General features: G+C 49.0%; 12 protein-coding genes and 4 pseudogenes. 9 read left to right on the top strand and 7 right to left on the bottom strand.

Annotated features, from left to right (window positions below; genetic code table 11):
• From TW89_RS05405 to hda, 5 genes and pseudogenes are all read right to left on the bottom strand, one after another.
• Window positions 1-138 (bottom strand): annotated as a pseudogene (locus TW89_RS05405) (IS5/IS1182 family transposase); the annotation flags it as partial.
• A gap of 172 nt (window positions 139-310) precedes the next feature.
• A pseudogene (locus TW89_RS05395) lies at window positions 311-1,095 on the bottom strand (endonuclease/exonuclease/phosphatase family protein).
• Between the two features lie 156 nt (window positions 1,096-1,251).
• Window positions 1,252-1,566, bottom strand: coding sequence for a TonB family protein (locus tag TW89_RS05390; RefSeq protein WP_128580782.1), 315 nt, complete (start codon window positions 1,564-1,566; stop codon window positions 1,252-1,254).
• Window positions 1,567-1,625: 59 nt separating this feature from the next.
• Complete coding sequence (locus tag TW89_RS05385; protein WP_128580781.1) at window positions 1,626-2,294, bottom strand: HAD family hydrolase; 669 nt, start codon at window positions 2,292-2,294, stop codon at window positions 1,626-1,628.
• Window positions 2,291-2,959, bottom strand: coding sequence for a DnaA regulatory inactivator Hda (gene hda, locus TW89_RS05380; RefSeq protein WP_036490522.1), 669 nt, complete (start codon window positions 2,957-2,959; stop codon window positions 2,291-2,293). The genes TW89_RS05385 and hda overlap by 4 nt, the downstream gene beginning before the upstream one ends.
• A gap of 230 nt (window positions 2,960-3,189) precedes the next feature.
• Between hda and TW89_RS05375 the strand changes: the two genes are divergently transcribed.
• From TW89_RS05375 to TW89_RS05360, 4 genes and pseudogenes are all read left to right on the top strand, one after another.
• Window positions 3,190-3,828 (top strand): DedA family protein, encoded by a 639-nt coding sequence (locus tag TW89_RS05375; RefSeq protein ID WP_070592086.1) that lies wholly within the window; start codon window positions 3,190-3,192, stop codon window positions 3,826-3,828.
• Between the two features lie 46 nt (window positions 3,829-3,874).
• Window positions 3,875-5,310, top strand: a pseudogene (locus TW89_RS05370) (MBOAT family O-acyltransferase).
• A 10-nt stretch (window positions 5,311-5,320) separates the two neighbouring features.
• Window positions 5,321-6,355 carry a peptidoglycan O-acetyltransferase PatB gene (gene patB / locus TW89_RS05365; RefSeq protein WP_128580780.1) on the top strand — a complete coding sequence of 345 codons (1,035 nt, stop codon included), beginning with the start codon at window positions 5,321-5,323 and terminating at the stop codon, window positions 6,353-6,355.
• A complete protein-coding gene (locus TW89_RS05360; protein WP_128580779.1) occupies window positions 6,345-7,457 on the top strand; it encodes an SGNH/GDSL hydrolase family protein in 1,113 nt (370 codons plus the stop codon). Before patB ends, TW89_RS05360 begins: the two co-directional genes overlap by 11 nt.
• A 108-nt stretch (window positions 7,458-7,565) precedes the next feature.
• Here TW89_RS05360 and TW89_RS05355 read toward each other — a convergent pair whose 3' ends face one another.
• Both TW89_RS05355 and TW89_RS05350 read right to left on the bottom strand, forming a co-directional pair.
• A complete protein-coding gene (locus TW89_RS05355; protein ID WP_128580778.1) occupies window positions 7,566-8,156 on the bottom strand; it encodes a LemA family protein in 591 nt (196 codons plus the stop codon).
• Between the two features lie 142 nt (window positions 8,157-8,298).
• The gene (locus TW89_RS05350) at window positions 8,299-9,387 is read right to left on the bottom strand and encodes a metallophosphoesterase (protein WP_128580777.1); all 1,089 of its coding nucleotides are present in this window, start codon (window positions 9,385-9,387) and stop codon (window positions 8,299-8,301) included.
• A gap of 104 nt (window positions 9,388-9,491) precedes the next feature.
• Between TW89_RS05350 and TW89_RS05345 the strand changes: the two genes are divergently transcribed.
• The 5 genes and pseudogenes from TW89_RS05345 to recB all read left to right on the top strand — a co-directional run bounded on the left by TW89_RS05345 (window position 9,492) and on the right by recB (window position 20,090).
• Window positions 9,492-10,400, top strand: coding sequence for a Dyp-type peroxidase (locus TW89_RS05345; RefSeq protein WP_070837614.1), 909 nt, complete (start codon window positions 9,492-9,494; stop codon window positions 10,398-10,400).
• A 210-nt stretch (window positions 10,401-10,610) separates the two neighbouring features.
• A complete protein-coding gene (locus TW89_RS05340; RefSeq protein ID WP_128580776.1) occupies window positions 10,611-12,278 on the top strand; it encodes a ShlB/FhaC/HecB family hemolysin secretion/activation protein in 1,668 nt (555 codons plus the stop codon).
• A gap of 255 nt (window positions 12,279-12,533) precedes the next feature.
• Window positions 12,534-15,593: a hemagglutinin repeat-containing protein gene (locus tag TW89_RS05335; RefSeq protein WP_128580775.1), complete on the top strand. Its 3,060-nt coding sequence runs from the start codon at window positions 12,534-12,536 to the stop codon at window positions 15,591-15,593.
• Window positions 15,590-16,291 carry a hemagglutinin repeat-containing protein gene (locus TW89_RS05330; protein WP_128580774.1) on the top strand — a complete coding sequence of 234 codons (702 nt, stop codon included), beginning with the start codon at window positions 15,590-15,592 and terminating at the stop codon, window positions 16,289-16,291. Before TW89_RS05335 ends, TW89_RS05330 begins: the two co-directional genes overlap by 4 nt.
• Before the next feature lie 144 nt (window positions 16,292-16,435).
• A pseudogene (gene recB / locus TW89_RS05315) lies at window positions 16,436-20,090 on the top strand (exodeoxyribonuclease V subunit beta).
• Window positions 20,091-20,092: the final 2 nt, after the last annotated feature.

The raw sequence follows: 20,092 nt of genomic DNA, 5'->3' as shown, positions 1-20,092 counted from the left end.
CGTAGTAACGGGTTCTTTGTACGATTCAGGTATGTTCGATCGGCTGCCAATCAATCACCTGATCCAACTTCAATAGCGGAAACGGTCGATGTGTTTGGCAATCATTGGCTTGGCGGTTTGTTGAAAGAAGGTGGTCATGGAAAATCCCTAAATGTCTTGGTGGGAATTTAGGGGATTTTGGGGAATTTTGCAAAGATCTCAGGCCGTCTGAAACTTTTCAGACGGCCTGTTTTTGTCTCAAATATCTGAGTGAAAAAACTTTTTCTTTCGATACATTGCCAATAGTACTTTGCTTTAAAAAATTTCAGCCTTACATTTTTCTATCTGATTTCATATTCATTTTACGATGCGGCCTAACCGTTACACTCAATGGCAGATGATCTGACAAATGTTGCCAGTCTTTACTGTTGTGGATTTCAGAATCAATGACATCAAGATTGCGCGTGTAAATGCGGTCGAGGCTGAGGATGGGCAGGCGCGAAGGGAAGGTTTTGGGACGTTTGCCTGTATTATCGACGAATACTTCGTTCAAATCTAATGCCCTGCCCAATTCATGCGCTGATTTCTGCCGCCAGTCATTGAAATCGCCGGCGATAATCAACGGGCTTTCCGGACGAATATATCGGCCAACGTAATCGCTGATGGCGCGGTATTGTTTGAGGCGGTCCGGCTCGCGCAGATTGAGATGGACGCATAAACACACCAGCGGATCTTCCCAACCTTCAGGCACGACCTCGCAATGCAACAGGCCGCGTTGTTCGAGTTTATTGACGCTGATATTGAGGTTGTTTCCGTTTTCAGCGGCAGGCGGCTGAGAATGGCGTTGCCGTGGTGTCGTTTGGGATAGACTGCATTTTTGCCGTAGCTGCGATGATAATCGAGACTGTCGCCGATGATGTCGTAATGCGGCTCATCGGGAAAATCGGTACGGCGGCTTCTGTTGAGATGTTGTCCTTGGACTTCTTGTAAAAACAAAACATCCGAACCCAATGCACCCAGCGCGTCAGCCATGCGGTTGACCTGCACTTTGCGGTTGAGCGCAGACATGCCTTTGTGCATATTGTAGGAAGTAATAGTAACTGGACGGGGAGACATGATGTGTGATGAAGCGGTTTATTTGTTTTAGTATAGCACCGGAGCGTGTGGTTTTACGGCAATTTTGGTTATACTTGTTTAAAGAATAAAACGGCGTTTTGACAGGGAATTTCCCAATCAAAACGCCTTTTGTTTTCAGACGGCCTTGCGTCCGAATCAGTTGTTGATTACTTCAACATTGGTTTCAAAAGTAACAGTGTGCTGATATTTAGATGCAGTTTTACGTTTCGGATAAGGATATTTGGAAACGCTTTTCACTGCGCGTTCGTCCATTTCAGGATTGCCGCTGGATTGAATGATATTCACGCGGTCAACATTACCGGCAGGAGTTGTGAAGACATCCATCAAAACGGTTTTAACGCTGCCGTTTTGCGCTTTCATGGCTTCCAGGATTTCGGTATCGGCTGCTTGTGCAGTACCGAATACAGCGGCAAACAACAGGGCTGAGGCGAGGAGTTTAGTCGTTTTCATGTTTTAATCCTTATTAGGGTTGTGGTCAGGTTAAATATTTCAGACGGCCTGATTCGTCGTTATTTGAAATTCAAAATCGGCCAACCTTTTGCTTTGGCTTCTTTTTCCAGCTCGGCATCCGGATTGACGGCGACAGGTTCATCCACGATACGCAGCAGCGGCAAGTCGTTTTTGGAGTCGCTGTAAAAATAAACCTTGCCGTAGCTTTCAAATGTCTCGCCACGCTCGGCAAGCCATTGGTTCAATCGGGTAATTTTGCCTTCTTTCAGGCTGGGCGTACCGACATAGTTGCCGGTATATCGGCCGTCTTCGCTGGTTTCAAGCTGTGTGCCGATAACATTGTGAATACCGAAAAGATGGCAGATAGGGGTAATGATGAATTCGTTAGTCGAAGAAATAACCAACATTTCGTCACCCGCCATTTGATGGCTTTGCACCAACATACGCTGCATCGGAGAAATATGCGGAACAATATATTCGGCCATAAACTCGCGATGAAACTCAGCCAATTCTTCCTTGCTGAAACGGGCTAAAGGCGCGAGATGGAATTTGAGGAAGGCATCGATATCAAGACAACCGTTTTGATAGTCTTGGTAGAACTTTTCATTTTGCGCCTCGGTTTCAGCCGCATCGACTATGCCTTTTTTAATCAGGTATTGCGGCCAGGAGTGATCCGAATCGGTATTGATCAAGGTATTGTCGAGGTCGAAAATGGCAAGGTTTTTCATTGGGTTTCCTGTTGTTTTAAAAGCTGGCGCAAAAGCGGCAAAGTAATGCGCTTGCCCATCATAACGGCGTAGTTGTCGAGGGTATCGAGCATTTGCATCAGGCTGTCCATATCGCGCCGCCAATGGTTCATCAGGTATTCAAAGATTTCCGGATCGATGGTTACCTGACGGGCGGCCGCCATGCTGACGAGCGCATCGATTTTTTCCCGGTCGGTCAGCGGTTTGACTTCGTAAACCAAGCAATACGCCATGCGTGTACGCAGGTCTTCACGGATAACGAGCTGCTGCGGCGTATATTCGGAACTCAAAAGCAAAAAGCCTTTGCCGCTGTTGCGGAAGCGGTTGAAGATGGCAAACAGTAAAGCCTGTTCTTCATTATTAAGCTTTTCGATTTGGTCAATGGCAAGATATTCCGCATCCAGCGCGGCTTCTGTCAGCGGCGTGGCGGCGGCATCAATATAGAGGGCATTTCGTCCGGCATCGAGCGCCTGTGCGACCCATGCCTGCAAAAGATGGCTTTTGCCTGCGCCCTCTTCGCCCCAAACATAGATAAATTGCCCATGTTTGTGCTGCAACACATACACCAGCTCGGCATTTTCTGTTCCCAGAAATTTGTCGAAGCCGGGATAATCATGGCTGGCAAAATCGAAGATGAGCTGGTTCACAAAGGCGCACCGGTTAGGTTGAAATCGGCTTTATTTTACGTTGTTTTGCCGTCCACCATCAAGGATAAAGGCCGTCTGAAGCCTATACCTGCAACATATCTGCACTTCTAAACATATCTTGACGCGCTTACGGCATTGGTTTTATTCCGCTTTGGTTTTACAATGTCGAACTTCTCGCCGAAACATTTGTCTGTTCTTTTTCAGACGGCCTTTTTATTTGGGGAACCTTAGTGATTTCTACCCTTATTGATTTCATCCTCCATATCGACCAACACCTTGTCCACCTTTCCGCCCAATACGGCCCGTGGATTTACGCGATTTTGTTTGTTGTGATTTTCTGCGAAACCGGTTTGGTCGTAACGCCATTTTTGCCCGGCGACTCGCTGCTGTTTGCTGCCGGCGGTATTGCGGCCATCGGCGGCATGAACATCCACGTCATGGTATTGCTGCTCTTAGCGGCCGCCATTTTAGGCGATGCGGCCAATTTCATGATCGGCAAGTATTTTGGACAAAAACTGTTTGCCAATCCGGATTCCAAAATTTTCCGCCGTTCGTATTTAGAAAAAACCCATGCGTTTTATGAAAAACACGGCGGGAAAACCATCATCATTGCCCGCTTTGTGCCGATTGTGCGGACGTTTGCGCCATTTGTCGCAGGCATGGGCGATATGCACTACGGAACATTTATCCGTTACAACATTATCGGCGCGGTGTTGTGGGTATTGTCGTTTTCCTATGCAGGCTACTTCTTTGCCAATATCCCCGTCGTCAAAAACAATTTGGGCTTAGTCATGGCGGCAATCATCGTGATTTCGATTTTACCCGCGGTAGTCGAAGTCATCCGTGCCAAACTTAACGCCAAAAAATAACAATCAATCGAAAAGTTTGAAAGTTTAAACACATCAAGGAATTGTCATGCCGTTGCTGTCTATTGAATTTGCGGTATTTTTTATCATATTTTTGCCGTTGTACTGGGCATTTGCACGTTTGCCGCAAGTTCAAAATGTTTTACTTTGGTTGCCGGACTGGGCTGGCTTTACCGTATCGACCCTATCTTTTCCGCGCTGATTTTGGTTTACTCGTCTGTGGTTTACCTGGTCAGCGTGCTGATGTTTTCTGAAAACGAGAATATCCGCAAATTTTGGCTGGGTTGCGGTATTTCGGCGGCATTGACTGTTTTGTGTTTCTTCAAATATTTCGACTTTTTCCGCCCGATTATTCAGCAATATACGGGGCAAAGCACTGTCATCGACATCCTTTTGCCTTTGGGTTTGTCTTATTATACCTTTCAATCGCTGGCTTACTTGGTGTATTGCTACCGCGAGCCTAAAGGAGACCGTTTTGAATGGCACGAGCTCCTGCTTCATCTGAGCTTCTTCCCCACCATCACATCCGGCCCGATTATCCGTGCGGCCGCTTTTAAAAGCATAGACGGCGAACAAGCAGGGGCATTGGTGCAAATCCGCACCAAACAGGCACGACAGCTGATTTATCCGGCTTTGGCGGTCGGCCTGATTGTGTTGGGTATTGCCAAAAAGTGGTGGCTTGCCGGCGTATTGGCGGAAGGCTGGGTATCGCCTGTTTTTGAAAATCCGGCCCAGTTCGACGGCTGGGGCGTGTTGTCTGCGATTTATGGCTACACCTTCCAACTCTTTTTCGACTTTTCCGGCTACTCGGATTTGGTCATCGGCTTGGCCATGCTGCTCGGCTTCCAGCTGCCGAAAAACTTTGCCGCGCCGCTTCGCGCCATCAATATCCGCGACTTCTGGGACAGATGGCATATCAGCCTGTCCACTTGGATTCGCGACTATATCTATATCCCTTTGGGCGGCAGCAAAAAAGGCTTCGGACGCACCCAGCTCAATCTGATGATTGCCATGTTGCTTTCCGGCATTTGGCATGGCTACGGCTGGAGCTTTTTGATTTGGGGCGCGCTGCACGGTGCGGCTTTGGTGCTCCTTAACTGCGGCGACAAAATCGTTGGCCGCAATGCCTTAGGCCGTCTGAAAATCGGTAAACCGCTTGCCTGGCTGTTTACCTTCCATTTCGTTTGTTTCGCTTTTGTCGTGTTCAACAGCGCAACGCTTGCCGATACGAAAATGCTGTTCAGCGCATTATTTGCCAATGACAAAGGTTGGAACGCGCCTCTGCCGACCGACCTCATGTTGCTGGGTGCATTTGCGATGATGCTTTTGCTGTACCCGTATTTGCTTCGCTTATTTGAAGCATCGGTAAAAGGCTTGGACAAACTGCCTGCATGGCTGTGGTTTATCCCCATCACGCTTATCCTCGCCCTGATTATCGTCTTCGCCCCGTCCGGCATTCCCGGCTTTATTTACGCCAACTTCTAAGGAGCAGAACATGAAACGCTTTATCTCCCTGTTTGTTTCGATTCTGCTCAGTGCAGTTGCGCTGACGTGGTTTGCCCAAAACTCCATCAATGCCTATTGGCAGCAGACCTATCATGAGAACAGTCCGCTTGAGCCTTTATCCGAATACGCTTGGTGGCGTATCGGTGCGGATTGGCAACAAAATGCCTACGAATTTTCAGACGGCCTGAAAGCTTCGCTGGAAGCAGAAGACGCTTTGGTTTCGGAAGACTCTGGCATTGAAACAACAAGGCCGTCTGAAAATACGGAAAACATTGAAGTATCCGACAATCAAAAAGACTCTGCTGCTTCTGATGTGGCTAACAATACAGATACTACAGCCAGCGAGCCAAGCAATCAGGATGATCAGTCGGCAACACAGGTCGTGTTGAAAAAAGGCAATAAAGTTTTCTTTGCCGGCGACTCGCTGATGCAGGGCGTTGCACCTTTCGTACAAAAACACCTCAAGCAAGAATATGGCGTACAATCGGTCAACCTTAGCAAGCAAAGCACCGGTTTGTCCTACCCCAACTTCTTCGACTGGCCAAAAACCATCGAACAAACTTTGCAAAAAGAACCCGACATCCGCGTTTTGGTTGTATTCTTAGGCCCTAACGACCCTTGGGATTTCCCGATGGGTAAAAAATACCTGAAGTTCGCCTCCCCTGAATGGGAGGCAGAATACCTCAACCGCGTCCGCCGTATTCTTAATGCAGCCTCCGCACATGATGTCCAAGTCATTTGGTTGGGCATTCCTTACATGAAAAAAGCCAAGCTCAACGAACAGATGCGCTACCTCGACAAAATCCTGTCGGGTACGGTGTCGCCTCAAGCCATTTGGCTGCCGACCGACAAACTGTTGAGCAACGGCGCAGAAGAATATGCCGACTCTGTCAAAGTAGATGGAAAAATCATCCGTTACCGCAGCAAGGACGGCATTCACTTTTCCGCAGAAGGCCAAAAGCTATTGGCCGGAAAAATTATGGAAAAATTAATTTTACACACGATACACAACCATGAAATTTAATAAAACCTTACTCCTCACGCTTCTCGCACTCCCTATTACCGCCTGCGCAACCAATGACGGCCTATTAAGCAACTACGACTCCAACCGCCCTGCCTGGCTGAACAAACTCCAACAGCTCAACAACACTTCAGACGGTAAGTTCCGCATTATCCAAGTCGGCGACTCCCACACCGCCGGCGACTATTTCACCGACCGCCTGCGTCGCCGTTTGCAACAACAATGGGGCAACGGCGGCATTGGTTGGGTTTATCCCAACACTGTCAAAGGCCAGCGCATGGCAGCCGTCCGTTACAACGGCAGCGGTTGGAACACCATCAGCAGCCGCAAATCACACAGCGATTTTTCTTTCGGCGGGATTGAAGCACGCGCCGATGGCGGCAGCGTTACCTTAAGCGCAGCCGACGGCAGCATGGATATGCAACAAATCTCCATTTTCGGCAAACCGGTTTGGTCAGAGCAAACCCTGACCGTCAACGGCCGCGAAATCCCTGCCACACAAAACGGTTGGCAACTGATGCATACCAATGCCTCCCTGCCGATGACCCTCAGCAGCAGCATGCCTTGGCAAATCGGTTTCATTAATATCGAACGCCCCGGACGCGGCGTAACCGTTTCCGCCATGGGCATCAACGGCGCGCAGTTATCCCAATGGTCAAAATGGCGGCCGGGCATGTGGGAAGATTTGGCACAAACCAAAGCCGATTTAATCATCCTTGCCTACGGTACCAATGAAGCCTTTTCCGGCAATCTCGATATTTCCTCTACCGAGCGGACATGGCGCAATTACATCCGTCAAATCAAAAATACTCTGCCCAACGCAGGTATCCTGATCCTCGGCGCTCCAGAATCTTTGAAAACCGCCTACGGCAGCTGCGGCAACCGTCCTGTCTTGCTCAGCGAAGTACAACAAATGCAGCAACGCGTTGCCCGTGATGAAAAAATCATGTTCTGGTCTTGGCAGGATGCGATGGGCGGGGCATGCAGCATGAAAAGCTGGATGGCGCAAGGCTTGGCAGCCAAAGACGGCGTTCACTTTTCTGCACAAGGCTATGAAACTGCAGCCGATAAGCTTGCCGATAGCCTGATCCGCTTTGCCCAATAAATTGACAAAAGCCTAAGTGCTTTTCATTAACAGCACACAAAAGGCCGCCTGAAATTCATATTTCAGACGGCCTTTTGTTTATGGCTTATTCAATAAACTGCTTTATTTTTAAGCCAACATATTGCTGCTCATTCGTTGCGTTTGGTTTTCCGTAAAACGAACCAAACTTGCCTGCTTGTCAAAGCCTAATGGCTTGGCGACAAGGCGGTTGGGCAATTTGTTTAAATGGTGGTTGTAGCTTCCGGCTCTACGGTTGTAAGTGCGGCGTGCCGATGCGACTTCTGCTTCTGCGGCACCCAGCATTTCCATCAAACCGGCCAATTTTTCATCAGGATGTTGTTTCAAAAGGCTGTTGACGGCGGTTTGTAATTTTTTCAGCGCATGATTCAATGCTGTTTCGGTTTCGCACAGATGTTTGATCTTGGATTCGGAAAATGTTTTGGCAGTTTGTGCCAATGCGGTTTCAACTTCGGCACACATCTGCTGAACGTTTTGATCCGATGCAATGCCCTGCTCTTGCAGGTGTTTGCTGTATGCATCCAATACATGACGGACGGCATGATGTCGGCAGTCGAGCGCAATGCGCAAAGAGACAAAGGATTCGCGACAGTCTTTTTTGCGGTCTTTCAACTGTTGTTTGAAATACAATAAGACGGCGGCGATTGATACGAAGATAAGTGCAAGACTGATAATGCCCATAGTGAGTTCCCTAGTTATGATGCCACTCATATCGGTGGCTGATTTTATTAACATCGATTATAATCCAATTTCAATATTTTTTCCCAATTTTCATAAAAAAGGCCGTCTGAAATTCAGACGGCCTGAAGTTTATATTTATATTTCAACGCTTTGACTTGATGTCAATCACCCACACTTCTGATTGCGAACCCAAACGAAGGGGAATGCCCCAGAAGCCATAACCCGAAGTGGTGAAGAAATGGCCGTTGCCGATTGCCTCATAGCCGTAAGCAAGACGATAAAGCGTACGGACGATAAGGTTGGCGGGTGCGACTTGGCCGTTGTGGACATGGCCGGAAACCTGCACATCAATCGGCAGCCGGGCATGGGTTTCGATTGAAGTAGGACGGTGGTCCATCAGTAAAACCGGTAATTGGGTATTTTGACCTTCTAAGAGCTGCTCCGCACTGGGGCGTTTGTGATCCAAATCATCGCTCCGCCCTACCAGCAACACACCATTCACTTCCAAAACCTGATTGGCCAAAACCGTCAAACCTGCCGCTTCCAATTCATGTTTGATGCGCTTCTGATCACGGAACCAATCATGATTGCCCAAAGTGGCGTAAACGCCCATTGGCGCAGTCAGTTTCTGCAAATGCGGTTTCATGTTTTCTTTAAGGTAGGCATCGACGGTATCGTCCATCAAATCCCCTGGCAGCAACACCATGTCGACTTGTTCCCGCTTCATGATGTCCGTCAGCTTGTCCAATTGACGCGCGCCGAACAAAATCCCCAAGTGCAAATCGCTGGCCACACCGATACGCAGCGGCTTATCCATTTTCTTATTGATGAATACAGTCTGATGGCGGACCACGGGCGTATAGGCGTTATACATCCCCAAACCGAGCAAACCGATCACAAACAAAGGCGCAAACAGCCTCAGGCTTCGAGAAAGCGGTTGGCGTGCCACAAAACGGCGCAGCAAAAGATACAGGATAAAGGTCGCCAGCGCGGCATACATCACAAACAGCAAGATTACCATCCAAAACGCCACCACGCGGAACATCATATGCCCCAACTCCAGCAGCAAGCCAACCAATAAGCCGTTTGTAATGAAATAGGAAATACCCATCAGCCAACGCCTGCCGACTTTGCCGATCCAAGGCGCAAACAGCCATTGCAGCGAACGCCCAAGCCCGAATGTAAACACTTGCAACAGAATGACGCTCACAAAAAACATCTTGCCAAACATGCCTTTCTGCCCTAAAAAAATCAAAAGGCAGATTTTAGGCCGTCTGAAACTTTCAGTGTATAATCCCCCGCGTAAAAACCCATAATATTTTGAAAGGAATCATCATGAGCCACCCTCAATCAGCTATTATTCCTGATCACGCACAAGCCGGTATTTTTATCGAAGCAGATATTTCAGACGGCCGCAACGAAGACATCAAATCTGCCTGCCGCCTTTCTTTGGAATCCTTGGCCAAACTGAAAACCCGTTTTCCAAATGATATTTTAGGTTTGACCATTGCCTTCGGCAGCCGCGCATGGCAATCGTTCGGCCATACTGACGAAGGCAGTGAAATCAAACCTTTCCCAGAATTGGGCAACGGCCTCGCTCCTTCCACCCAACACGACCTCTATATCCACATCCAAGCCACCGAGCAAAAAGCCGCCTATGCCTTAGCTCAATCCGTATTAAGCGCATTCGGCGACAGCATCCGCGTAGCCACTGAAGAACACGGCCTGCGCCTGTATGAAGACCGCGGCTTGGACGGTTTTGTCGACGGTACGGAAAATCCGCAGGGCGATGACAATGTACGCAATGTCGCCATTATTCCCGAAGGCAAGCCGGATGCCGGCGGCAGCTATGTTTTGCTGCAAAAATACCTGCATGATTTGAAAAAATGGGATGCCGTTCCTACTGCCGAACAAGAAGCCAGCGTTGGCCGCAGCAAAGAAGCCAATGACGAATTCAGCAAAGACGTGCGCCTGCCCGACTCACATCTCGGCCGCGTCAATGTCAAAGAAAACGGCGTTGGTTTGAAAATCGTCCGCCGCAGCCTGCCCTTCGGCAAAATTAGCGGCGAACATGGTTTGATGTTCACTTCCTATTGCAACACGCTGCACAATATCGAAGTTCAACTGCTCAATATGTTCGGCGATGCAGACGGCAAAACCGACTTACTGCTGAAATATTTGTCTAAAGCCGTATCAGGCGCCTACTACTACGCGCCTTCTGTCGAGCGTTTGCAAAATCTTTAACGGCTCAAAGGCCGTCTGAAAAAACCTGCCTTTTCAAAGGCAGGTTTTTGTTATTTAAATTCCCTTAATCTTTCTATGGTATCATCATAGAAATTTATCCTATCATTGCTTAATAAACCAATATTACAGACAACGATAAAAACCGATACGCCCAAGCAGCTATTTTCGATAAAATAAACCCAATAATTATCCTTATAAAATTACGACACCATGTATAAATCCCGCCTTCTTCCCCTGCCCGTATTGATTCTCTCCGCGCTAAACGCCCATGCGGCCAATACGCCGAATTCGCTTGATCAAATCGATAAAAACGTACCCAACCAATTCGACAAAGACTTCCGCGACAATCTCGACCAGATTCATTCGGTCGAAATCCAAAAACGCGAGCAGTCAGCATGGGATTTGCAGAAAAAGCAAGATAATGACGCGGTTGCACAAGAGGTGCCGTCTGAAAACAATACCAAATGCTTGGATTACACCGGTATCGAGCTTTCCGGTATTACCCTCATCGATTCCAAAAAGATTGAAGCCAAGTTACCCAAATGCATCAATCAAAACAGCATCAACCAACTGAACCGGGATATCGTTGCCGAATATATCGCTCAAGGCTATCCGCACACGCAAATCAAATTTGAAACCACGCCCGAGCGTATTTTGAAATTGGCCGTCATCGAAGGCAAAATCCGTGAGATTACTGGCGGCTCCCGTACGGTCAACGTCGATACCCTCTTCCCCAATCATCAAGGCAAACCGCTAAACATCCAATACCTCGACCAAGGTATCGAACAGGCAAACCATGTTGCCGGCAACAACGTCAGCATCGATGTTTATCCACATGATGACGGCACTGCCTCCATCCAACTCAACAACGATGCCCAAAAACATTGGGGCGGCAGCATTACCATCGACAATAAAGGCAGCAAACCCAATACCACGACGCTGCGCGGCAGCCTGAATATCGGCAGCCCGTTGGGATTGAGCGACTCCCTCTATCTAAACGGCTATACCAATCTAAACAACCACGACAGCTATTACAGTCGCGGCGGCAGCCTGTTCTACCAAGTTCCTTATGGCACATGGACATTCAGCACTTACGCTGCCGCGTCGCAATCGCAAAGCATCTTAACGCCCAGCGTAACGCGCTACGCCTACCGCTCCCAATCCAAAGCGGCAGGAATCAAAGCAGACCGCGTATTCTCACGCAGTCAAAAACACATTACCTCCGCCTATGCCGGCATCGATTATGTAAAACAGACTGCAAAATTTGCCGACAGCAAACTGGAATTGCAAAGCCCGGAAATCTATTCGGCACAAGTCGGCCTGTCGCATACAGCCATCCTGCCAAACGGTATTTGGCTCAACAATATCGGCGTGGAACAAGGATTTGCGAAAAATACCGAACATACACCATTCGACAAGCGCTATACCTCTGTATCCTTGCAAAGCAATTTGATTCAAAACCGTCCATTGGGCAAATGGATCGTGCGCAACCATCACCAAATCGATGCCCAATATAGCCCTCATGATTTGTTTGCCGCCAAAGAAATGGACATCGTCGGCTATCAAAATGTACGCGGTTTCCGTTCGACTTCTTTGAGCGCAAACAGCGCAGTCCTGTTAAGCAATACCGTTTATTTCCGCCGCAATACGCCTCACGGCATCTATATCGAGCCTTATCTAGGTGCGGACATCGGCGTTGCCAAAAACAATAACGAAGGTTCGCAACGCGCCATGGGTGTGGTTGCAGGTTTGAATTTGGGCAAGGCGGACAAATGGCAACTTTCTGCCGACTATGGCAAAGGTTTTGCACGCATACCCAACCAATCAAACAGCGAAATACAGGATCATGTGACTGTTTCTTTGCGCATTCCATTTTAAAGTTATGTAAATATATATCCTTTTATCCAATATATAAACCGCCCATCTTAACGTTATTAATTTTCTATTAATATCAATAAGATGAGCGGTTTTTATTTGCATTTGAAATAGTGCACACAAGGCCATACTGGTGGTATGATTGTAAAAAATTTCATAACAATGTTAATACATTCAAAAATTTCCTCAACAGAAATCCAATACTCGATATGGGATTTCTGATTCAATCTCCATCACGATAAATAAGGATTAAAATCCATGAAAATCGACACTTTATATCAGCCTAAGCTCTCAGCTTCCGGCAAAGTAACTGTCGCCGTGTGCTTTGCATTCCTGGGAAATGCAGCGGTAGCGGCCAATATCGAAGCCATCGGCCAAACTTCGGTACAGCAGCAGCACAATGTTGACGTCGTCAACATTGCCGCACCGACGGCCCAAGGTCTTTCTCACAACCAATACAACAAGTACAACGTTTCCCAACACGGTGCCGTTTTGAATAACGCCCTGTCTGCCGGTAAATCCCAACTGGCTGGAAACCTGTCTGCCAATAAAAACTTCCAAGGTCAGGCCGCATCTGTGATCTTGAATGAAGTGGTCAGCAAAAACCCTTCCCTGATCTTGGGTCAGCAAGAGATCTTCGGTATTGCCGCAGACTATGTTTTGGCAAACCCTAACGGCATTACCCACAACGGCGGCAGCATCCTGAATGCCAACCGCGCATCCTTGGTTGTCGGTACGCCAACCGTTTCAGACGGCGCGTTGAAATCTTTCAACATCAGCGACAATGGCAAACAACTGCAAGTAAACGGCAATTTGAGCGGCAACCGCGTGGTTGACCTGCTCGCGCCGCAAGTTGTAGTCGGCAAATCAGCCAACGTTAATGCCGCCGATGCCATCAACGTTTCTTCAGGCAAAAGCAACTTCGACTACAAAACCGCACAAATCGAAGCATTGGACGCTGCTTCAAATGTGCCGGTGCTTGACGGTCATATCTTCGGCAGTATGCGTGCCGGTACCATCCGCATCCACGCGACCGATAAACGCGCCAAACAAAACATTCAAAATGCCGCCATTACCGGCACCCGCTACCTGAATATCGACAGCAAAGGCAACCTGAGCATCCAGTCAGCCAATCTGACCGGCGCACAAATGGAATTGTTTGCCCGTGATACCGATATCAAAGGCACGGTTACCAGCCATTCCGCCAATAAATCTTCCAGCGGCAAAGAAGCGCAAAATGTTCAGCACTTCCGTTCAGACCGCAACAAAACGGAAACCTTTACCGCCAGCAATATCAATGCATCCGAGTCATTGACTTTGAACAATAGCGGCAGCCTCAACCTGAGCGCGGCCAACATCAATGCCGGCGCGCTGACTGCTTCTGCCACGGGCAACATCAATTCTAACGCGGTAAAAACAACCAACCGTACAGAATCCGACCACACTCAAAGCAAAGGCCTGTGGTACAACAACAACCTGAGCTCCTCTACTGACGAAAGCCTGCATCAAACCAAAATCAATGCCGGTTCTGTCAATATTGCCACCACAGGCAAAGTCCAATTGGATGCGACCGAACTGAACTCGGCTGCTGATGCTCGCATTGCCGCCCAACAAGGAATCGTATTGAGCAGCAACAGCGAAACCGACAGCAGCTCGACTTATGTCAGCTTCAAAAATGAAACTGCCGCTCTGAAAACCGGTATCGCTACAAAATCTTCCAAAAACTCTACCGCCCATCAAACCAAAATCTCCGCAGCCGGTGATATCGGTTTGATTTCCGAAGGCGATTTGAGCACTTACGGCGCAAGCATCGCGGCAAACGGTAATGTGGTTACCGATGTCAACAACATCAACTTGGGTACTCAAACCACCATCAACACCAACAGCCTCGACGACCAGAAAAAATACTGGGGTGGCCTGTTCGGCGGTGAAAGCCAAGTTCAAAACAACCGTACCGAAAACCTGCACGGCAGCAGCATTACTGCCAACTCAAACGTAGTTTTGGGTGCAAAAACCGGCGTCAACGTTTACGGCAGTACCGTTGAAGGCCAAGCCGGTACATTCGTCAGCTCCAAAGCAGGCAATGTTGATATTAAAAACGCCACCAGCACCGATACTTCCGCACAAAGCGCGCGTAAAGGTACGATTTTCAATATCACGACCTCTAAAACCAGCAGCAATAGCAGCATTGAAAAAGTAACCGGTTCTACCCTGGTTTCCAATGCCGACCTGACCGTTGTTTCCAACAAAGACATTAATGTGATCGGCTCTGCATTGTTTGCGGCACAAAAACTGCAACTGTCTTCCGCAGGCGATTTGACCATTGATGCTGCCAAAGCGGTAGAAAACAAACAGGTCAACGAGTATTCCATCAAAGGCTACTCTGGCACCGAAACCAATAAAGAAAACGGCAGCATGACTGCCAAAGCCGGTATCAAATTCACCGATACACACACCGACACCCATTCTGTCGGCCTGAACGGCAGCATTTTGACCGGTAAAAACACCCAGTTGTCTTCCAACTCAAACGTTACCGTCAGCGGTAGCCAAGTCAACGGCGAAGAATCCGTCAACATTTCCGCAGCCAATGACGTCAATGTTGTTGCATCCAAAGGCAGCAACACTGTAACCGAATCCGGACGCGTAACTGATTTGGGCGTATCTGCTACTGCATACGAAAAAAATAACGTTGCAGGCGTCGGCGTGTCTGTCGGCATTACCAGCACCAAAACAGATGCAACTACCGTAACGAATACATCCCATGTATCCAACATCAACACCGGCGGCAATACTACCATCACTGCCAACGGCAATATTAATCAAGAAGGTACCGTGATTAATGCGACCGGCAATGTGATTGAGTCTGCCAAAAACGTTACCCATGCGGCGGCACACAGCGGCGCGAAATCCGATGTGAAACAAAACGGCGGCGGTTTGGTCGTTTCTGCCGGCATCAGCACCAACAAAGGCATCGGCGGTGAAATCACTGCGCAAGGTCAAGGCAACTCTTCGACCCACAATGAATCCACTGCAACCGTCACCACCATCAACGCAGGCAATGCCATCGTTTTGGCAAATGACAAAGTGTCTGATGAAGGTACAAAATACGATGTGACCGGTGCGATCAACATTGATGCAGGTTCATACCACAACACTGCTGCCCACAACACCAGCAACAGCAGCAGCAAACAAGGCGGTGTTTCTTTGACTGTCGGCGCATACACCAAAGACGGTTCAAACGTTGATGTGAATGCCAACCTGAACGTCAACTACGCTGATGAAAACAAAAAGAATCTACCGCTGTCAAAGGCGATATGAATGCTACCAATGTTGTCATCAACGCCAAAGACTCTGCTGAAATCGCATCCAACATTACTGCCAACAACAACGTCAACATTACCGCAGGAAACGGCGTAACCTTCACCGAGTCAGCCAATACTGCCTCCAACCAAGGTACAGCCGTTAATGTCGGTATCGGCGCTGGTGCGACAATCAATGTTGAAACCGGTGTTGCCGTTCCTCACGTCAATGGCTCTGTCGGCGTCAACAAAACCGATAACGCTTCTTCTACCGCCGCAGGCGCGAATGTAGCGGCCGGCAACGATATTAAAATCAATGCCAACAACGGCGACGTCAACCTGCACGGTACCAACCTGGTATCCAACAACTCCGTTGAAGTAGAAGGCAACAAAGTCAATACTTCCGGCGCAATCAGCAGCGTTAACGAAAAAAATCTGACCGTCAATGTCAACGGTAGCTACGCTTCAGGCAAACCAAACGGCGGCATCAACGCCAAAGGTAAAAACGACGCCAGCGTAACCAATACGGCAAACGTCATCCAAAGCGACAATGTTGTTATTACTACCGGCTCTCCAACCGGTTTGAGCGTTAACAATACGACCATCAACGGTAATAATGTTGCGTACTACTATGACGACAGTAAAGCTCCTGCGGCGAACCGTTATACCTACCGTCCTCGCCAACCAAGCTACGCCAAACGCCGTTTGCGCTACTAAGATGCACTATTGAAGTCATTTAATAGCCATTAAGACATGCCGTCTGAAAACAGAAAGTTTTCAGACGGCATTTTTATCATCAATGCAAAACGACACACTATCTCTGTTATGATAATGCCTCGCTAATATTATTCCGTTCCAACCATGTCTTCCGCCCTTCCTTTTGACGCGCTCACACTTTCCATCGACGGCACCAACCTCATCGAAGCTTCTGCCGGTACGGGTAAAACCTACGGCATCGCCGCGCTCTTTACCCAACTGATTGTTTTAGAAAAAAAGACATCGAGAAAATTCTGGTCGTTACCTTTACCAAGGCGGCGACGGCAGAACTGAAAACCCGTTTGCGCGCGCGTTTGGACGAAGTGTTGCAGGTTTTGAACGAAATCCAAACTTTGGGCGGCGAGCCGGAACATATTTCAGACGGCCTGAACAAATATTACGAAAAAGAGAAAAAATCTCCCGATGACTTTCTCAATCGCTTGATTCCTTTGGCTTTAGGCGAGCAAGACGGACAAGAAAGCTGCCATCGCCTGATTCTCCGCCTAAAAGCCGCCCTGAGCCAGTTTGACAACGCATCGATTTACACCATCCACGGCTTCTGTCAGCGCGTCTTGCGCGATTACGCGTTTTTGTGCGGCGCGCCTTTGGATGTCGAGCTGTCGGACGACTCGCGCGAGAGGCTGCTGATTCCTGCGCAAGACTTTTGGCGGCAGAGAGTGGCAACCGATGCCACATTGGCACAATTGGTTTTTGACCGGAAATGCACGCCCGAAGAAATGCTTGCCGAAATCAAAAGCTATACCGGCCGTCCCTATCTGAAATTCAGACGGCCTGAAGGCGATTTGAAAGAAGCTCAAGCCAACCTTCAAGAAACATGGCAAAAAGTTTGCGGCCAGTTGGAAGACTTGGAAAAAGCGTTTTTGGTAATCTTTCCCAAACTTAACGGCCAGACCTACAGAAGAAATACCTTTGAAAATGTTTTTACTGATTTAAAAACAAACGCCGAATCCAACCGTCTGCCCCGCCTGAGCAAACAAACGCTAGAAAAATTAAGCCTCTTCAGTATCGACACACTCAACAGCAAACTGAAAAAAGAATATAAAGCCGATGCCGATGCACCGGAAATTATTCAGCTGCAAGCCTTAGCCAATCTCGGTCGTGATTTACAGGCAATGGAAAGCGCGGAAGAAGCAGTCTTCATCTGCCTGCAACTCGACCTCCTTTCCCACATCAATCAGTCCATTGCCGAACAAAAAAATCACGCCGCGAGCGCGTGTTTGACGATTTGCTGCTGGATGTCCATCAGGCATTGACCACCAATGAACACGGCAATACGTTGGCAAAAGCTGCGGCGGCAAACTGGGAAATCGCGCTGATTGACGAATTCCAAGATACCGACCCGCTGCAATACGAAATTTTCCGCCAAATTTTTATCGAACAAGGCTGCCCGCTGTTTCTCGTTGGCGACCCCAAGCAGGCGATTTACAGCTTTCGCGGTGCGGACATTTACGCCTATCTGCAAGCGGCGCAAGATGCGGACAGGCATTACACCCTCGCTGTCAACTACCGCAGCCATGCCAAGCTGATTAACGGCATCAGCGCCTTGTTCAAACAAAAAAAACACCCCTTCGTGTTGGAAAACATTGATTACAGCGATGTCTCCGCTAGCCGCGCCGAAAGCCGGCTGTCGCCACACCGCCCCGCCATCCAAGTGCGCTGGCTCAATACGGACGACCAAACCGGCAAAGAAATTTTGCGAGGCCGTGCCGCCGAATATTGCGCCGATGAAATTGCCTTTGCGCTCAATGAAGCAGCCGAAGGCCGTCTGAATTTCAAAGGCCGCGCGTTGGAATCCGGCGATATTGCCGTCTTGGTGCGCACCAACAACGAAGCGGCGATGATTGCAGGGAAACTGAAACAGCGCCGTATCCAAAGCGTGTTGCTGTCGCGCCAGTCCGTTTTCGATTCCGCCGAGGCCGACTCACTGTCCGCGCTGATCGGCTTTTGGCTCAACCCAAGGCAAACCGACTGGCTGCGCTTTGTCTTGACCGGCGTTTTATTCGGCTATACCGCCAAAGAGATTTACGAACTCAACCATAACGAACACCAGCTGCTGAAATGGCTGGAGTCATCTGCCCAAGCCATGGAAAAATGGCGGAAAGGCGGCATTTTTGCCGCCGTGCAGCAGTTTGCCGCCCTACATGACATCGAAACACGCCTGCTCAAAGGCGGCAACGAACGCAGCCTGACCAACTACTATCAAATTCTGGAGCTTTTGGCCGAAGAAGACAGCCAAAGCCGCAACCCTGCCGCCCTGCATAAATGGCTGAACGAACAAATCAGCCGTGCGCGCAGCGGCCATTTCCCGTCAGACGCGCAAACCATCCGTCTTGAAAGCGACGAAAAATTGGTCAAAATCGTTACCATGCACGCCTCGAAAGGTTTGCAATATCCTTTGGTTTACTGCCCCTTCGCGTGGGACACCAAAGACAATTCCAAAGAAAACTGGAAAATCCTGCATACTGAAAACCACGAAACCGAGCTGCTGGCCAAATCTCAAACCTCGGAAGCAGAACTAAGCCATCTTGCCGACGAAAAGACGGCAGAAGATTTGCGTCTGCTCTATGTTGCCCTTACCCGCGCCGAAGAACAGCTCAACATCTACGCCGCCGCCAACAAAAACTGTACGCCAAACAATCCTTTTGCCTATCTGCTCGAAGGTTTGCCGGATACCGGCCGCGAAAGCGTCAGCCAAAGCTATAAAAGCGCGACAGATGTTGTAGAAATGCTCAAAACCAACTGGCAACGCTTTATCACAAACACGCCTGAAAATACGGAGTTTACCTTCACGGAAGAAGCCCCGCTGGAAACCGTCTATCGATACAGCCGCCAGCAAGACCAAGCTTTTAGCGCTCATAGCATTAAACGCCGCGATTTTGACTTTATCCGCCACACCAGCTTTACCGGTTTGAGCAGGCACACCAAGTCAACCGACGAACAACACGAGCCTTTGCAACCTGCCATCGACCCGGCAGAAAGCGCAGACCGTGCCATGCCGTCTGAAAACCTGCCGTCCCCACTTTCAGACGGCCTCGATATCCACCATTTCCCCCGCGGTACCAATGCCGGCGTATGTTTGCATGAAATGTTGGAAAAACTCGACTTCGCCGCCTCTGCCGAGAGCCAATCCGAAATGATTGCCGAAGTTCTGCAACGCCACAGCTTTGAAGACAAATGGCTGCCGACGGTAAGCACCATGCTCGATACCTGCCGCCTGACGCCTTTAATCGGCGAGAGCCTGTCGCAGATTCCGCCGACCCGACGCCTGCCCGAAATGGGATTCACCCTGTACATGGACGATTTCAAACTGGACGACTTGCGCCGTTGGTTTGCCTCAAGCGAAGCAAACCTGCCGCCCGAATGCGTCCAAGCCGCGCAACTACTTGATTTCCATGATCTGCAAGGCTATTTAAACGGCTTTATCGATATGGTTTGCCAAGATTCAGACGGCCATGTCGTTTTAATCGACTATAAATCCAACCATTTGGGCAACGATGCAAGCGCGTACACGCAACAGGCGATGAACGAAGCCGTGGCGCATCATCACTACTACCTGCAAGCCCTGATCTACGCCGTTGCCATCGCGCGCTACTATGCCCTGCGCGGCAAGCCCTTGCCTAAAATCGCCATCCGCTACCTCTTCCTGCGCGGCATGGACGGCTCGGATCAAGGCATTTGGAAATGGGACATCGATACTGCCCTGCTCTCTACTTTCGTTGAGCGGAAAACATATTCTTGATA

The sequence above is a fragment of the Neisseria flavescens genome, from assembly GCF_001618065.1.
Taxonomy (GTDB): domain Bacteria; phylum Pseudomonadota; class Gammaproteobacteria; order Burkholderiales; family Neisseriaceae; genus Neisseria; species Neisseria flavescens_A.
The sequence above is the reverse complement of the archived record's forward strand: the minus strand, read 5'-3'. Positions and strand labels throughout refer to the sequence as shown.

Excerpts from the sequence above, each read along its gene's own strand:
- TW89_RS05390 (WP_128580782.1), bottom strand. The coding sequence starts at position 1,566 with ATGAAAACGACTAAACTCCTCGCCTCAGCCCTGTTGTTTGCCGCTGTA.
- TW89_RS05385 (WP_128580781.1), bottom strand. The coding sequence starts at position 2,294 with ATGAAAAACCTTGCCATTTTCGACCTCGACAATACCTTGATCAATACC.
- patB (WP_128580780.1), top strand. The coding sequence starts at position 5,321 with ATGAAACGCTTTATCTCCCTGTTTGTTTCGATTCTGCTCAGTGCAGTT.
- TW89_RS05360 (WP_128580779.1), top strand. The coding sequence starts at position 6,345 with ATGAAATTTAATAAAACCTTACTCCTCACGCTTCTCGCACTCCCTATT.
- TW89_RS05355 (WP_128580778.1), bottom strand. The coding sequence starts at position 8,156 with ATGGGCATTATCAGTCTTGCACTTATCTTCGTATCAATCGCCGCCGTC.
- TW89_RS05350 (WP_128580777.1), bottom strand. The coding sequence starts at position 9,387 with ATGTTTGGCAAGATGTTTTTTGTGAGCGTCATTCTGTTGCAAGTGTTT.
- TW89_RS05345 (WP_070837614.1), top strand. The coding sequence starts at position 9,492 with ATGAGCCACCCTCAATCAGCTATTATTCCTGATCACGCACAAGCCGGT.
- TW89_RS05340 (WP_128580776.1), top strand. The coding sequence starts at position 10,611 with ATGTATAAATCCCGCCTTCTTCCCCTGCCCGTATTGATTCTCTCCGCG.
- TW89_RS05335 (WP_128580775.1), top strand. The coding sequence starts at position 12,534 with ATGAAAATCGACACTTTATATCAGCCTAAGCTCTCAGCTTCCGGCAAA.
- TW89_RS05330 (WP_128580774.1), top strand. The coding sequence starts at position 15,590 with ATGAATGCTACCAATGTTGTCATCAACGCCAAAGACTCTGCTGAAATC.